The organism is Pseudomonas fluorescens, from assembly GCF_004683905.1.
GTDB classification, from domain to species: domain Bacteria; phylum Pseudomonadota; class Gammaproteobacteria; order Pseudomonadales; family Pseudomonadaceae; genus Aquipseudomonas; species Aquipseudomonas putida_A.
On sequence record NZ_CP038438.1, the window covers coordinates 2794173 to 2809005 of the forward strand.

At 55.6% G+C, this 14833-nt stretch carries 20 protein-coding genes and 1 pseudogene; 6 read left to right on the forward strand and 15 right to left on the reverse strand.

Translation table 11 applies throughout. The annotated features are described in order from the left end of the window. Positions 1 to 63: 63 nt before the first annotated feature. On the reverse strand, positions 64 to 603 hold the full coding sequence (locus E4T63_RS12600) for a GAF domain-containing protein (RefSeq protein ID WP_135295613.1): 540 nt from the start codon (positions 601 to 603) through the stop codon (positions 64 to 66). Between the two features lie 217 nt (positions 604 to 820). On the opposite strand from E4T63_RS12600, the gene E4T63_RS12605 reads away from it, so the two are divergent. Both E4T63_RS12605 and E4T63_RS12610 read left to right on the forward strand, forming a co-directional pair. Next, on the forward strand, positions 821 to 1051 hold the full coding sequence (locus E4T63_RS12605) for a hypothetical protein (protein ID WP_027613841.1): 231 nt from the start codon (positions 821 to 823) through the stop codon (positions 1049 to 1051). 83 nt (positions 1052 to 1134) lie between these two features. Then, the gene (locus tag E4T63_RS12610; protein ID WP_135295614.1) at positions 1135 to 1374 is read left to right on the forward strand and encodes a hypothetical protein; all 240 of its coding nucleotides are present in this window, start codon (positions 1135 to 1137) and stop codon (positions 1372 to 1374) included. A 22-nt stretch (positions 1375 to 1396) separates the two neighbouring features. Here the strand turns inward: E4T63_RS12610 and E4T63_RS28860 are convergent. Continuing rightward, positions 1397 to 1538: pseudogene (locus E4T63_RS28860) on the reverse strand (LysR family transcriptional regulator); the annotation flags it as partial. Positions 1539 to 2446: 908 nt separating this feature from the next. Here E4T63_RS28860 and E4T63_RS12625 point away from each other — a divergent pair. Further along, positions 2447 to 2860 (forward strand): hypothetical protein, encoded by a 414-nt coding sequence (locus E4T63_RS12625; protein ID WP_027613844.1) that lies wholly within the window; start codon positions 2447 to 2449, stop codon positions 2858 to 2860. 86 nt (positions 2861 to 2946) lie between these two features. Here the strand turns inward: E4T63_RS12625 and E4T63_RS12630 are convergent, their stop codons facing one another. The 12 genes from E4T63_RS12630 to E4T63_RS12690 all read right to left on the reverse strand — a co-directional run bounded on the left by E4T63_RS12630 (position 2947) and on the right by E4T63_RS12690 (position 13151). Beyond that, complete coding sequence (locus E4T63_RS12630; protein ID WP_167797073.1) at positions 2947 to 3426, reverse strand: hypothetical protein; 480 nt, start codon at positions 3424 to 3426, stop codon at positions 2947 to 2949. Positions 3427 to 4177: 751 nt separating this feature from the next. Next, positions 4178 to 4723, reverse strand: a complete 546-nt coding sequence (locus E4T63_RS12635) for an NADAR family protein (protein WP_135295616.1) — start codon at positions 4721 to 4723, stop codon at positions 4178 to 4180. Positions 4724 to 4734: 11 nt separating this feature from the next. Beyond that, positions 4735 to 5535 (reverse strand): enhanced serine sensitivity protein SseB, encoded by an 801-nt coding sequence (gene sseB / locus E4T63_RS12640; protein ID WP_135295617.1) that lies wholly within the window; start codon positions 5533 to 5535, stop codon positions 4735 to 4737. Between the two features lie 165 nt (positions 5536 to 5700). Continuing rightward, positions 5701 to 5922 carry a hypothetical protein gene (locus E4T63_RS12645; protein ID WP_135295618.1) on the reverse strand — a complete coding sequence of 74 codons (222 nt, stop codon included), beginning with the start codon at positions 5920 to 5922 and terminating at the stop codon, positions 5701 to 5703. A gap of 361 nt (positions 5923 to 6283) precedes the next feature. Then, positions 6284 to 7333 (reverse strand): tyrosine-type recombinase/integrase, encoded by a 1050-nt coding sequence (locus E4T63_RS12650; RefSeq protein ID WP_135295619.1) that lies wholly within the window; start codon positions 7331 to 7333, stop codon positions 6284 to 6286. 1 nt (position 7334) lies between these two features. Then, entirely contained in the window at positions 7335 to 7577 is a 243-nt protein-coding gene (locus E4T63_RS12655; RefSeq protein ID WP_095135434.1) for a DUF4224 domain-containing protein, read from the reverse strand. A gap of 515 nt (positions 7578 to 8092) precedes the next feature. Beyond that, a complete protein-coding gene (locus E4T63_RS12665; protein ID WP_135295620.1) occupies positions 8093 to 8476 on the reverse strand; it encodes a DNA N-6-adenine-methyltransferase in 384 nt (127 codons plus the stop codon). A 49-nt stretch (positions 8477 to 8525) separates the two neighbouring features. Next, positions 8526 to 8855 (reverse strand): hypothetical protein, encoded by a 330-nt coding sequence (locus tag E4T63_RS12670; protein WP_135295621.1) that lies wholly within the window; start codon positions 8853 to 8855, stop codon positions 8526 to 8528. Positions 8856 to 9255: 400 nt separating this feature from the next. Then, on the reverse strand, positions 9256 to 9798 hold the full coding sequence (locus E4T63_RS12675; protein WP_245223442.1) for a hypothetical protein: 543 nt from the start codon (positions 9796 to 9798) through the stop codon (positions 9256 to 9258). Then, positions 9795 to 10109, reverse strand: coding sequence for a DUF4406 domain-containing protein (locus E4T63_RS12680; RefSeq protein ID WP_135295622.1), 315 nt, complete (start codon positions 10107 to 10109; stop codon positions 9795 to 9797). The genes E4T63_RS12675 and E4T63_RS12680 overlap by 4 nt, the downstream gene beginning before the upstream one ends. Then, on the reverse strand, positions 10106 to 10705 hold the full coding sequence (locus E4T63_RS12685; protein ID WP_135295623.1) for a hypothetical protein: 600 nt from the start codon (positions 10703 to 10705) through the stop codon (positions 10106 to 10108). The genes E4T63_RS12680 and E4T63_RS12685 overlap by 4 nt, the downstream gene beginning before the upstream one ends. Positions 10706 to 11345: 640 nt before the next feature. After that, positions 11346 to 13151, reverse strand: coding sequence for a DNA cytosine methyltransferase (locus tag E4T63_RS12690; RefSeq protein WP_135295624.1), 1806 nt, complete (start codon positions 13149 to 13151; stop codon positions 11346 to 11348). A 48-nt stretch (positions 13152 to 13199) separates the two neighbouring features. Between E4T63_RS12690 and E4T63_RS12695 the strand changes: the two genes are divergently transcribed. Together E4T63_RS12695 and E4T63_RS12700 are read left to right on the forward strand one after the other, a co-directional pair. Next, positions 13200 to 13694 (forward strand): hypothetical protein, encoded by a 495-nt coding sequence (locus E4T63_RS12695; protein WP_135295625.1) that lies wholly within the window; start codon positions 13200 to 13202, stop codon positions 13692 to 13694. A 137-nt stretch (positions 13695 to 13831) separates the two neighbouring features. Next, on the forward strand, positions 13832 to 14182 hold the full coding sequence (locus E4T63_RS12700; RefSeq protein ID WP_135295626.1) for a hypothetical protein: 351 nt from the start codon (positions 13832 to 13834) through the stop codon (positions 14180 to 14182). On the opposite strand, the gene E4T63_RS12705 is transcribed toward E4T63_RS12700, so the two are convergent. Beyond that, a complete protein-coding gene (locus E4T63_RS12705; protein WP_135295627.1) occupies positions 14179 to 14505 on the reverse strand; it encodes a hypothetical protein in 327 nt (108 codons plus the stop codon). The genes E4T63_RS12700 and E4T63_RS12705 overlap by 4 nt on opposite strands. Positions 14506 to 14604: 99 nt before the next feature. On the opposite strand from E4T63_RS12705, the gene E4T63_RS12710 reads away from it, so the two are divergent. Beyond that, positions 14605 to 14829, forward strand: a complete 225-nt coding sequence (locus E4T63_RS12710) for a hypothetical protein (RefSeq protein WP_135295628.1) — start codon at positions 14605 to 14607, stop codon at positions 14827 to 14829. Positions 14830 to 14833 lie beyond the last annotated feature (4 nt).

Below are 14833 nucleotides of genomic sequence, written 5' to 3' on the forward strand. Positions count from 1 at the left end.
GTGGAGCAAAATTCTCACAGGCCACAAATGAAACAGCCCTGAATATTCAGGGCTGTTTCTTGTTTATCCGATAACGCTTGAAACGTTCTTGCTGTAGCCGCTGCCGGCCTCCGTCAGATTCGCGTAAAAGATACAGCCGATCAGTCTCGCGAACAGGCCTAACGTGTCTGCCAGATCCGGGTCATCGAAAATCACCGCCCTGGAATCCAACGCACACAGCGCGCCCCAAAGTTGTCCGTCAGGAAGGAAAATGGGCGCGCCTGCGTAGCTTTCAATCAAATATTGCTTCACCACGGGACGCGTGGAAAACCTGCCGTCGCGACTTATCTGCGGCACGAAAAGCACCTGAGGGTCTCTGCGAAACTCGCTGCACAGCGTGGTCTCCAATTCCAGCGTGTCGCCGGAGTTGATCCCAAGTTCGATCGGATCGTAGGCGGAACAGACGATCCAGTCCGTGTCGGTGAATTTTGCGATCGCCGCGAAGCGCGTTCCGGTCATGCGTGTAACAAGCTGCAGAATATTGGTTGTAGCTTCAATTTCAGCGATAGAGGAACGTTCCTCTGCGCTTAGCAACGCTCTGTGAATGGTGTCACTGAGGGGCATGCATTGTTCTCCGGTCATGATTTTTTAAGTTGGCGACTGCTAAACGCTTTTGAAACTGCCCATTTTGATACTAAACAAAATGGATTCGTTCACATCAAAGGTTCCTGATGGCTGCAATAGCGAAGCGTCATTGGCGTGCGGCTTGAGGCGCCGTTATCGGCGGCGTAGCCTTGATCTCATAAATGTTGGATGTCGCATTGAATGAAAGGTGAGGAAAGTGGAAGGCGTAGTGTTGAGCGAAAAGATGCAACGTGAAGCTGATCGGCTCCTGGCGCAGATTGTCCGGGCAGACTCGATGATCATCGCCGTGAAGGCGGGGGCTCGTGCGGATGGCTTCGTGCTTGGGCTGGAAACCAGCGAGGTTCTGCGTGCCGGCGATGCTGAAAAGCTGTACGTCATTTTTGAAGCGGCTTTGGTCGAGCGGCTGAAAACGCTTTCTCGCAGTTGAGCTGCAGAACATTTATCCGCTTGAACTAACGATTGACCGGTAAGTCAGGGTAGTTATCTGCCACTCTGATTTTGAGGTTATCAATGCGCAACTACACCATCGAGTATCTGTTCAACGGCGAGTCCCGTACGCATCAACTCGCGTTGCAGCAGTCGAAGCTCTCCATTCACGACGCTGCCATGCATCTGCTGGAACTGCATTTTGGGGATGCTGAGAACAGTCTGATCATGCCAACAGCTGACTCGACTGCTGAAGAGATACTGGAGCAGGCCAGGCTGGTGGGTATTACGCAAATCGACGTGAAGGATGCAGGCGCTGACTGATTTCTTCTTCGCTCGCCCCCGACCCCTGCGCGATGCCCAACCCTGCATTGACGATACTCACGTATCGCCTCAGGCGAGTTGACACGCAGTCGTTCGGAAATCGGGACATCAGCATCCTTGAACCGCCAGTTGGTTCCAGTGGACAGGAGGGTATAACTGAGGCAGGCGGCGAAGGCGTCCCAGGCCATGGCCGCGTTGTTGAAGGAGATCGCTATTGGTTTGATTGCTACAAAAAAGCGAGTTTGCTTGTGAGTGGCGGCTAATGGCCGATCTGTGGCATTCGTGGAGGGCAGAAAACGGCCAGAAGCGGACTTTGGCTAACGACCGCTACCGGCCAGAAGCAGCCGTTTGGAGGAGGGAAATAAATCCGTCGCATTTCCTGCCGGCTTGGCAATTTGCAGACGCGCTTTTACACACGCTGAGCCGGGAAGTTTAGAATCCGAAAATTAACCAGTCCCTTTTTTCTAAAGTAGATGCCAATGGTGACTCCTCTCGTTCTTCAGGACTTTGATGTTGGATGGATAGCCTCTGATGCCATCGGGCAGGTTGCGCTCTTCACTACGGCTGGTTCGGGGCCTATTCCTGCCTCCGCACTTCCCTCCGTCGAGAACTCCGAAGAATGGGTCCTTTCATTGCCGGAGCTGTCCGATGTAGATCTGGTCACTTCCATGTCTGGTGCAAACGCTTTCGTTGCCTTTGCCAAACGTGGGTTCTTTGCATATGACTGGTCGGACGTCCATCGCACTGAACGCCAAGCCTTGAACGGGTATGAGCTGCAAAACCGTCCACTGAATCCATTGACACTTTTCGACTTGCCGGCCCCTTTACGGGCATTGGCTGAAGTGACCCGGCTATCTGGCGTAACGTTCGGAGTATCTATAGTAATGATAGGTGATTAGGTTTCTTAGCCGTCGTTCAGCGGTTGGGGATCGTTTTGGCCGTCTTTTGTCCCTCAAGACCCGCTGAAAACGGCCAAAATCGGACATTTTAGAGCGGCACCTTCCGGCCAAAAGCAGTCATTGCGACGATGCCGTACGATACACGCCTGCCGTTAGATCATTAGGGCTTACCCATGCAATTTCATGGTTTCGAATTCGGGCATATTGAGGTTGAGATTCAAAACCGTGCGTATGACCTTCATAACTTCTACCACGCCAGCACCATTAATTACGACATCATGGATAGGTCGGCTGTACTCATCTTTACTCGACGGACTGAAGCCTGGGTGCCGACCGAAGAAGCACACAAGATTACTATCAGCTTCCATGAGGTCGATTACTTTTCATCAAGTGGGCGGAATGATTACCCAATCGATGGCGACGATAGTGTTATTCATTCGATCGGAGCCGTGGAGTCCAACGCAGAGACACAGGCCTTTTACCTGACAGATCACATCCAACCAGATCATCATCTTGTCATGTGCTTCGAGTCTGGTCTTACATTACGAATACAGGCCGCTGAAGCACGATGCAAAATCGATTTTTAAACGGCAAAAATTTAGAAAAGGGGACAGAAAAGGGGACGGATTTATTTTCCAGAATGGGAAGTTCAGCTCGATCACCCGCTCTTGAGTCACGCTCTACCCATTTCCTCATACGAAGCATCGACGAACATGATGTGTTCATCGCAAGCCGCTTCAGTTACATCCCGGATTATTTCAGCAAGAGTATCAACATCCAACCCCTGAGCTTCGATGCAGGCCAGGCGTCCGGGTGACCAATCTATGACAGAGCACTGTGGATACTTCCCTAGCAGTGCGGACAGGGCCTTCTGAGGCGGCTCTTTGCAGGTGTACATGAAATCAAAGTACGGGGCGCTGGTGTCCTGAAGCGAGTACACCAGAGCCCAAGCATTTGATGGACCGGAAAAGTACATCGTGACGTAACGATGTGCCCATTCTGGCCCGCCATGTTTGATGAGGCGAAGTACTTCGACGATTGAATGACAATCGGGGATTCGGATCATGCGATCAGGGTCAAACGTTCGGCCAGGCACAGGTTGGGCTGCTACTTTACTGAGCAGAAATGCAGTCATTCTTGCTTTCTTATTCATCGTATTGTCTCGAGTTCGAATGTCCGCTTTTGGCCGAAAGCCGACGGTCGCGAACGGCAGCAATCGGCCACAAGCTGACATTCTCACAGTATCTTGATAGACATCCTTGAGGCCTGAGAGGCTCTCTGAAATTGGGGACGACTCAATGCAACCCCACTCTAGGGCCGCGCTGTACTCGTCCTCTTAACTACCTGCCCAGAAGACTGCTTGAGGTAAGGACTAAATAGTATTGCTGCCCTCAACGAATGTGCCGCCGACATGCAACTGCTCAAGTATTTTGAGAGCCAAGAGGCCATAGACTACTTCAGGCTTGGTGTCATTTCGGGCGTACCGGATGTGGGTAACGACATGTGAGGTGCCAAAGCGTCGATTTGCCTCCGATGTTCCTTCGAGTACGCTTGCAACGATAACAGCCTCAACTAATGGTTCGTGATTACATGCCCCCTGCGGCGGGAGACACTCACAGATCGGCTCATGCTGCTCACCAACTCCTAGGCGCAGTTGCAGGAGATTATGCCGAGGCCCAGTAATACGTGAAGCGGCAAGGTACTCTCCGTGGCGGACGAAATGCATGTGATGTGGCTCTGCTGTTTGGTTAAAGGGTGCACTCTTCGCGTCAGGAACTGCGTCCGCCCCCATTCATTGTTAGAGCGTCCCGAAGGAAAAGCGAGCATGAGAGGGCGGTCGCGTAAGTTGCCCGGCTTCTGTGCGGTACGCCCGTCGCGGTGTTCGCCACCGCGACGTGGGCGAATCATGTTTCGTCGCGGACCTGCATCAGCGCGAACCCCAGCAGATTCAGGCCTCGCCACAGGTTGGGGTTATTCGCGTTTACGTGATCCTGGGCGAGTCCGATGCCCCAGATGCTGTCAACCGGGCTGGCCTCAACGATGATGCGAGAACCGGTATTCTTGAGGAATGCATTCAACTCCGGGTTTTGCGAGAACTTGGCCTGGTTGGCCCGGACGACAATTGCATACCGGTGTTGCAACCAATCGTGTTCGTTGAATCCACGCACGTTGCGGCCAAGCGCCTTGGCCGCGTTGGGCGTAGGCGCCGTTAGCACTTGAGCGCGAATGTCCTGATCGCCGAACAAGGCTGCTTTCTCTGCCATCATGAAATGTTCGGCAGTCGCGTAGCGTTGCCCGTCGACAACAAATTCGGCTTCGAACCACTGGCTGAAGCACGATGCGCTGACTCCGTGCCTGCTTCGCTGGTGTCCCCAGAAAAAGACATAGTTCAGCTCCTCACCAGTGTTGAAGCGGGAACGGAGGTCTTCCAGATATTTGGAGTCGTGCAATTGGACTTCCTTCATGCTTTGTCAAAACCAAACAATGAACGCAGCCAGCCTGCCGACTTCCGTTCATAGAAGGGCGTGGTTTGCTTGAGCAAGTAATCGCTAAGGCCTGAATCTGCGTCATGAACGCGGTACAGGTCAACGGGTTCGCCATCCGGAGCCAAGTCCGCGGCAACGCTGCCCGCTTCGCGCATGACCTGTTCAAAATCGCCGTCCGCTTCGATCCCGATGATCAGATGAGGCTTTTGGTCAGACGAAGCGTCATGCATCAATGCCAGAAACGCGCGCTTCACATTGCGATGTCTGGCGAGTAGTTGCTTGAGCGAATGGACCATCTTCGAGGGATATTGCGACGGCTGCCCGAGCAGTACCTGAGTGTCCTTTTCGACCGTGCGCTGCACTGGTCTCTGGCCGATCTCATCGGAGAGCAGGTAGCGCACTTCCTCGGGGAAAAACTCTTTCCCGTAGGGAGACTTCGGATTGAGGAAAAGAGGAGTGCCCAGCGTGATTTCAAACAGCGATCTGGCCGGGATCTCTATATAAGACTCCTCGCTGTTTATGGATCTTCGTAGTGTATGCAACGAAGTGAAAAACGGGATGACAGCGGAGCCGTCGGGCTTTTGCCAGTGCGCAATGCTGATGTTGCTGCCTGCCTCAAGATTGACTTGCCCTTCGCCAGTGCCGGTGGTGCCTAGGACGTAGATATCCGAATTCAGCAGCGTCTTGAAAAAATCAGGTCGGTGGGCGGGTTCATCCGCCGCCAGTCTGAGTGACTTTTCGAGGGTGTTTTCTTGCTGGGTATCCATGATGTCCATCGGCCGTTCCATCAATGCAGGCAAAAAAATGGGTGACAAAGAACGCACAGTTTTTCACGCTGCTGTGAAAACAGGAAGAACTGAAGCCTGATAAATCTGCCGCATCAGGAAGGCAACACCGCGTGATGACGCCGAGCCGCGTGGAAAGAATGCTCTATCTCGTCTTCAGTTCATTTGCGCACCGTAGAAGTGGTTGAGCAGTATCAACTCAATCACAGCTACAAAAACGCACAGCACGAGAAAGCCAGGACTGAAGACGCGCTTGCGGCCGGATGAGCTTATATCCATCCAGTTAGCGCCGGAATCACCGGAAGTCAGCAGCAGAAACATTGCCCAGGCACAAGCCCAAACTTTGCCCCAGAAACCAGCATTTCTGAAAGAAGTCATCCGTGTTTTTCCGTATGCCGCTTAATTCGGCAGATCTTTATTTGCTGGTTAAGCTTGGCGGGAGGGCATTTACGCCTCCCAGAGAATGCTTCCGTGCCAAACGAGACGGCCGATTGATTTCCTCAACCCCCAGAAACGACAAAGCCCTGAATAATCAGGGCTTTGTCGTACATAAGATGGCGGAGGCGATGGGATTCGAACTCATGGACCTGTTACAGTCGACGGTTTTCAAGACCGCTACGGAAAGGCGCTGAATACGCGGGCTGGGACGCTTTTTCGTTCCAATACTTTTGTTTTGCAGCACCTCTGCAGGCCGCATTCTACGAGGGGCGCGATTTGAGTTATGGAACGCATTTTTTGCCTATTTTGATGGTTTGGCGATGGCGCCGACGCGACGATAAACTCGCTCGGTAATGTCGCCTTTTGTGTGCCCGAGCAGCAGGCTGGCGTCACCCACATCGCTGATTTCCGACGCTGCCTTTGGCCGGATGTCCCTGAACTGGAATTCACCGATCCTCTTTGCCAGCAGCTCGTCTCCCTGCTCAAGAGCTTCCAGCTTTGCCTTCTCCCGCGCGGCATCCCACCGCTTCCTTAGCATCGTCGCCGTCATCCGTTTACCGCTCCGGTTGATGATCAGGTAGCTCGAAACGTGCGCAGCGTTCCGCTCTGTGATCGCAGCGACCAGAATGCCCAGGCTGTTCGCCTCTCCGGCGGTCGTCATCTGAATGCGCAGCTTCTTGTGCGTCTTGTTCTGCTGAACAGTCAGATATCCGCCTTCAACATCATCCTTCCTCATAACCAGCACGTCTGCCGGCCTTTGCCCGGTCAGATAGGCCAGGTCCATCGCTTCCTTAAGCTCCTGAGCTGCCTTCTTGTATACCGCCTCCCAAACGACATCATTTGCGTAGTAGTCCCTCGGCGTTTCCTTGTTCTTGCGCACCCCCTGGCAGGGGTTTTCCTTTGTTGTGAGGCCCCACTCCCGGGCAATGTTGAAAATATGGGAGAGGGTAGCGATCTCGCGGTTGGCCCGGACCTTTGCCGATCGCGCGTCTCGGTAGCCAGCAATCGTTGCTGGCGTGATCGAGTCGATTGGGGCGCTATCGAACATCGGCCGAAGCTGCTTGATCTCCGCCAGGTTGTCCTTCTGCGTGCGCGGTGCTTTCTTCGGCACCACATCGCGAATGTACCGATCGAAGATTCCCTTCATGGTGCGCAGGTCGAGCGGTTTTTCCTTGGCTTCGAGTTCGGCCCACTTCAGTCTGGCCTTATCGAGATCCTTGCCCAGGGGGATGTCATTGCCGAGCAGGTCGCGGTAGTAATATGCGGTCCACGTACTACCGTTTTTGCGCTTTCGGGATCGCTTGTACATTCGAGGGGGCAGGTGCTGGTGCTCGGTCTTGCGGGGGCGCATATCAATTCACTCGCGAATAATCAGGTGTCCATACCGGTGCGGCCGGCGGCGGGTTCGGATCGGCGATGGTGGGGCTGATCATGCCCAGCTTCATGCGGGCGTACATCCGCCCCACCAGCGGGCGCTTACCGCGACTTTCGACAAACACCCACTGGCGATCAATCAGCCAGCGGCGCTGGTATGCGCGGGCCTTGTAGCCGGTGAGTTCGGCCAGCTCCTCGTCAGAGAGGATTTCGGTTTCCATGAGGTATTGCTCCATGCCGCGCGTGGCGGCAGAAGGTGGTGGGTATTGAGTGGTCGCACCTGGTCTACAGTTGGTGGACGCGCTACTTGACGTGGAGAAAATGGATGTTCAGCAGGTATCCCGAACAGAAGCAGAGCCGAAGGGTGATGGGAGCTCTTGGTGCTGCATTCCTAGCGTTGGGCTTGTTTCTGATTGCCATCGACGGAGTGGGTGGCGTTCTTTTCACCGTTATAGGGAGCGGTCTATTGCTGTTGGTGTTTCTTGCGAATGAAAAAACGTATGCGAGAGCAATGCGTGTTCTAGGCTGGTTCGACGGACTTTCGTGAGTCGATTTCCTCCCGCCCTACACCTGCAAGCTGTTGAGTTGGGGGAGGGGTTACATCGAAAACAGGCCAGGCGGCGATTCGGGGAACCAGAACCCCGAGATCCGCCAGACCCTGCAGCGCGATCGCGCATTCATCGCCAAAGGCAAACATTGCACTGCCAGCACCTGAGCGGCCCTTCTTGTGGCTGTTTTAATGGCCAGGCACGAAGGCAATTCGCCCTTTGATCAGTAGGGTCGCTGATGCACTGGCCATCGCTTCCTGAAACCACTCGGCATCCGTACGGCTGAACACCAGCGCGATGCCGTCGCCATGAGCAATCAGCCGGCGCATCCAGAACCCAGTATCCGGACCGTAGGGCGGGTTCATCCATACTCGGCCTGTCCACTGTTTCGAGAGGCCGTCATCGAAGATGGTGTACTTCGTCTTCGCCGGTACCGCCGTCACATAGTCGTGCGGGCTGGATGGGTCTAGGTCGAACTGCAAGCCGAGCCGGTCGAATATCCATGCCGGCGTGTACCACTCGACGCTCTTGTGCTTCGGCGGCGCCGCGCGGGCGCCGATCATTCCGGTCATCGCCACGGCCCCCTGTAGATCAGGTAGGCCATGTAGAGCGGGGCGAAGATCATGGCGTCACCTCGCGGCGAGCCCACCAGCAGACCGGGCCGTTGTCAGTGTCGTGGATGGAAAGGCAGAACCAGCCTTCGCCTTCAGGTTTATCCGGATCCCAGTAGCTGCAATCCGAATCGCCCGCGTCGAAGTAACGGTCAGAGACTGTTTGATCGCTGTGGTATTCGAGCTCGACCATTTTCACTTGCAGGCCCTGCTCGGTGATCCAGGCTTTGCACTTGTCTCCGTCGCCTTCATCGAAGTCGGGCAGGTCGGGATGCTGGAACATGCCGTCCTCATCGCGAACGACCGGAGCTGGCTGGATCAATTTGATTTCTTCAGGCATGACTTCGTCCTTGCCGCTATAGCGGCTGACTTTGAAGGGGGAGGGAGTAGAGGTTTTTGAAGCTACGGCTACTATCGATAAGAGTCAGTTATTGCGGTGGCCCAGATGCTCAACGAGACAGATTAAGGTTGGACAGACGTTCAAGCGTGCGTTCTTCCGCGTCGACGGCGTGGCGATGTACTTCTTTTGGGCAGTTTGGATGGGGTTAGCAGTCTGGCAGCTATTTGATCCAAGTAAGCCAAAAGGCGTGTCTCTCATTTTTGTTGTGGGTGGCATGATGAACCCCTTTATTTTTCTCCTGTTCGGCGTGATGCGCACACCCGCTCCCTGGACTGCGTTACTTATCGTCGGGCTGAATGTTCGCTTCCTGATATTTGGCTGACTTTGAAGGGGGAGGGAGTTAAGGCTTGGCGTGAATTTCGAGGAGGTGTTCGACTTGGTTCGACATTTGGCCGCCGTCCTGCGCGGCTTCGACAAGTTCGAGCGCCCAGTCTTCCAGCCAGTTTCGCGGCACGCCGATAATCTGCGTGGCCGGTGCATCGGAGCAATCCAGCGGCCACGACCTGAGAACCTTGTCCCCGGTGTACGTCAGCAGGGGCTCACCGGTTTCTTTGTCAGTCCACTTGCCGTCGGCGTCGAGCATGGCGAACGTCAGTACAACATCGCGCTCGCCGTCCCAGTTGTCGATGTGGCGCACGGCGTAGAGACCGGGCTTGTAGTTCGGCAGTTCGCTCTCGGCGCCGTCCTGCGTGATGGCGGTCAGCTCATCAGTCCGCTGATCCGCTGCGTTCAGGCGCTGCTGCAGGGCGTCACGCTCGGCGGTGACGCGGTCGAAGTCACGAAGCAAGTCCTGCGCAATGCTGTGGAATTGTCGGCGCGATAGCTCGCTCTCCATCGCCATCTCAAGTGGCATGCCGATCACGCCTCCGGTGATTTCGCTCATCCTGCAATCTCCATCGATACGAGATCATGGGCATTCACGACCTTCATGCCGAGCTCCTTGCCGATGTGCACTTCCAGGCTGGCGCCGCGGGAGTTCTGCCAGCCGGGCAGAGTGGCCACGGTGTCGCATTCCATCAGGGCTGCGATGTCTCGACGCATGCATTCGCTCCAGGTGCCAGGGTCTGGGTTGAGCTCGGCGGGGTTGATGACGCTGTGCCCGGCGGCGCGCAGGCTGGCGGCAGTGGAATGGAACAGCGGGAAATTCAGATCCAGCATGTTGGTCATGGGGCCGCTGAGGTAGATGCGTTTCATGCTGCCTCCTGCTGCTGTTCCTGGCCCAGAGCCTGCTGAGCCGCTGAGATGATGCGGCACAGGTAGTGCCAATCGGGATTGGGCTCGACGGCTTTCTGGTCAACAAGATGCCACCACTCAGGGCCGAACAAGTCGGTCAGAAGTCCATCCTGCCGGTGCCCTACCGAAATTGACTCAACTCCGCGAAGGTCGTCGATCTGGTCGAAGAGGTCGCGGGCATCTTCCTGATCCAGGCTGTCACCAAACTCCCAATACCCTTTTCGCATCCGGCGCCGGTCAATGACCGACTTCTTTGCCAGAGTCAGCAGAGCGTCATCGGAGAACCTCATGGATCCGAGGCTTGGCGAGAAATAGCCGATGATGTAGTGCTCATCGAGGCGGCAGAAGAACTGAGCGATGGTGAGACCGTCCCACATCCCACCCCAGTAAGCGTGCCAGCTCTTGTCGTAGCAGCTGATCGTGATCTTGCCTTTCCGTGGCGCCAGGTCTTCGAGGAACACTGTGATCGGGTCGAGGCTCGGCGCACCGGTGATCACTAGCTTCGTCACGGTTGAGCGCTCGATCTTCAGCTCGGCAGGTTTGTTTTCTGTGGGCATGGGGCGTCCTATGCCGGGGCATGCCCGGGCGGTGGAGGGGGTGAGGGGTTGCCACAACTAATTACGTATCTCGCCTTTCACTTTATGAAAAGCAGATACGCTTAAGAGATACAGCGCTGCTTCCCGCGCTGATCAAAGAGGCGGCAGCAATGAAATACGAGCTGGTAGAGCTGAGGGTGAAAGATGGATTTGTTACTGAGTACTTGAGAGAAGATTTCTCAACAACAAAAACGCAAGTAGTCGGTCGCTCGAGGCCAATTTCTGATTTCACAGCTGAACAGCTAGAGCGGATCAAAAAAGGAGAGCTTTTTTGGCCATCTCATTAAGCTTGCATAAACCGTCGGCAAGTACCGACATCGATCGTTAACCAAAGTCCAGCAAACAAACATTTGAGGTGCTTATGGAGTGCTACATCTGCGACGCGGAAGCTCAAGAGTCTGGATTTGCAGATGGCTGCAAGTCCGTTGAGTGCTCCGGCTGTGGACGATATGACGTCAGCGGCTCAGTTCTCGCAGTGAGAACAGCTGGGGGGCATCGGTTTGATGTTGAACAAATGCGGCACTGGCTTGTTCAGCAGCGCCGGGTCTATCCAGATCGCGACCCATTCATCCAATCTGGCAACGAGCGTTGGGCGCTTTGATCATGCAGCGAGGCGTTGATAAAGCTCGATGATGTCAGCAGCGTTCGCGGCGACCAGAGCCTCGGCTTCATCTGGGCAGACGCTGTTACCGATCAGGCGTACTTGGTCGACTTTCTTGATGTCGCGCCACTCCTCGGCGCCGGTGACCGGGTCGACGAACAGGCCTCGATCAATGATGTAATCCTTGTCGAAGCCTTGCGCTGCTTTTAGTTCAGGCGGTTGCAGCATGCGCAGCGTGATATCGATCAGCACGTAGCCGCCGACCATGACCATTTCGGCGGGGTCTTTGAAGTGCTCCGGCAGATACTTATGCATGAAGGCGGCGCAGCGGCGGGCGCCTTCCATCTGCTCGGGAGTCAGCGTGTCGGGAACCTGCACCGTCTCGACAACCGCGACGCGATCTTTCGTCGGCAGCGTGTGCATCGGCTCATTTAGCGAGATGCCGTCCTTCTCGTTGCCGTAATACTTCACCAAGTATGCGCTAACCAGCCGCTGGTTGGCGCCGGACTGGCAGATGGTCGATATCGGATCGTAAGCCGCTCGGCCGTCGCCTTTGTAGAAACCGCCATTCGCCTGCTCGAAGAACGCTGTGACGATGCCGTGACGTGCGGCGCCGGCCAGCACAGTCTGAGTTGGATCGTCGGGTGAGCTGCCCGCGGCGTTCTGCCCGAACGCGGTCATATGCGCCGCCGCCATCGCGAAGTGTCCGCCTCTGACCTGGGCGACCTGCGTGCGCAGCGGCTCCTGCACGTCGAAATTGCGCTGTGCTGATCCGTTGGCGCACTCGGTGAGGAAGGGGGCTGCAACCGGCTGCACGAGTGCGTGATGGGTGCCGCCCGCGCTGATAGTGGAAAGCGCTTCGTCGGTACCGTGCGTGCTGGTGTGCGCCGATGACGTGCCGCGCATGGGGACAATGAAAGGTTTCGCGCTGGTCAACACGTGCCGCCAGCAGCCCTTGGCCACTCGGCGCATGGTGTTCTCAGCCATCGGTTTGTCGCGGAAAATCGTGCGTCCGAGGTTGCTCCAGTCGATGCATTCGGCGGCGGAGCGCCACTGCAATTGTTTCGCCGCTGGCCGCTTGTGGCGCTTTGGCGCTGGCCAGACGATCGACTTCCCGTCGCTGCGTGCCACCAGGTAAAGGCGCTTGCGTATGGTCGGGGTGCCAACGTTCGCCGCGATTCGTTCGCGCCACTCGACGTTGTAGCCTAGGCCGCGCACCAGCGCCTCCACAGGCACGAACTCGCCAATGGACTGCAAAATCTCCGGCATATCCGGGTGGTCGGCAGTTAGGCCGGTGCTGATCGCGGAAATGAAGGCCTTGAAGGTACGGCCACGCTCCTCCTTGATAGGCTGGCCTTCTTCGTTGATCGGGCCCCAGTCGCAGAACTCTTCGACGTTCTCCAAGAAGAGCAGGCGAGACTTCGTGACGTACAGCCAGCGGATAACCACCCACGCCAGCCCGCGCACCCCTCGATCGCGCGGCGCGCCGCCCTTTGCCTTGCTGTGATGCCGGCAATCTGGAGACGCCCAAATAATGGCGACGGGCTGGCCGCCAGTAGCCTCCAGCGGATCGACCTCATACACGTCGGCGACGTAGTGCGCTGTCTTTGGGTGGTTGGCGCGGTGCACGGCCAAGGCAATCGGATTGTGGTTTACGGCCACGTCCGGCTCCCGGTATGCCCTGGCGATGCCGGTGCTGGCGCCTCCGCCGCCGGCGAACAGGTCGACCACCAGTTCCTTTTCGAACGGCAGGCCCATGCTCGGCTGGCCATGGATGAACTGAGGCAATTTCTGTTGTGCGGACATAGGAGGATCCTTGCCGGTATAGTTCCGGGATCTACGAGGGAGAGGTTTATGAGTTGGGATTCTGTGTCGTACTGGATTGAGCATCACCCCGGCCTGGCTTCATGGGTCCAGGCGGTAGGTTCAATAGCGGCAATTATGGCGGCGATCTGGATAGCATCGCGCGATTCAAGAATGAGGCGAATCGCGGAAGCCGAAAGCGAAAAAAATGCTGTTATTCGTGCGGAAGCTGTAGTGAAAGAAGCCGCTCTAAGGGTGCGTTTAGCAATAGACGTGCATGAAGGTTTAACTCCTCCCCAGAAGGAAATGATATCCACAGGGTTGAACCAGTCGTTACAGCACTTAACGGAGGTTATTTCAAGTAATGGGGTTAAATCCGTAGTTTATACGCAGTTATTTTTGACAAGAGTTGCAGTTGAAGACGTCGCGCTCTTGGTAAGTGCAATTACCCCGGAAGACAGTTGGTCTGAATATTCGCTTCAATCAGTTCAGAAAAGATTGGATGGAATTGAGTCCGCTCACTCTGCGCTGGTCGCCATGCACTAAGCATATTTAAAAACTTGTGGGACGGGCCGTACTGAATTGACAAGTACGGCGATTTTCTTGGCGTCTCTATGCGTTAGAAAGCGGGCCACGACGTTGCGAGATCACGTCATAGCTTCTGCATAAAGGTGGCAACCCTCGTGACTGGTGATGGCAATTTGATTTGGATTGAGGTATTACGGATGACCGGCATGGGGCCGGGATATAGAGTTTGGTGGTGCTGTATGATCGAAAATGGAAAACATGATCACTTTGGAGAGACGCTTGAATACATCTCAATCGACCTCAGTGACAAGAAACACAAGAATCGCGTTATCGACTTTTTCGAAACACGTGACCCGTTGAGCCAGGAATTTACGTGCGACATTCAAGCCAAATGGTCGACGGGCAAGTTCCATCCGACATTGACCATGAGCAAGCAAGATGTTCTGGGGTTGGCTGACTTGTTTGGCGAATGGGCTGCTAGGATTCGTGAGGGCGAAGCTGACTAGTCGGGGGCAATGATCTCGTCGCCGGGATACTTCTGAATCATCAGCATGCTTTTCTGATCGAAAAGTCGCGCCACGTTTCTGGATGGTCGGTATTCGTGTCGCGGCGGAGTGAGTAGGGGAAGTGCGCCGCCCGGGCCGAGGCCGTGTAGGTGGTGAATCATCAGCGTGATCGCCTCGCCCTGTTCCTCGATGCCGCTCCAGGCCATCAGCTCAGCGAGGGCTTGGCGCGTAGCGGGCAGGGTGTGGAACCGAACCTCTACTTCGCAGCGGCTCTTCCTCTTCACCGCAGCTTTCTCTGACCGTTCCGCGTTGCTCTTGGCCATGGCCTACCTCTTCAATTCCGCTGGCCGGCAAGTCCAGCCAGTTCAGTAACTGCAAGCTTCAACACTCCGTGATCCGTCTCGATAACGTAGGTTGAAGTGATGGCTAAATGCGATTACGATGCCGCCCCTTCACAAGGGGGTTGCGCAATGTTTCCAAGGTATTTTCGCTGGATCGCAGCATTTGGCATTCTCGCGGCATTGGCGATGATGGTCATTACCGGGCTGCAGGTGTTTTCCGGCATGGCCTCAGCCGGAGACCTGATACGACCCATCATTGGCGTGGTTGCATTCGGCTGGATGTTCACTCAATCGACCAAGGTTTGAGGCA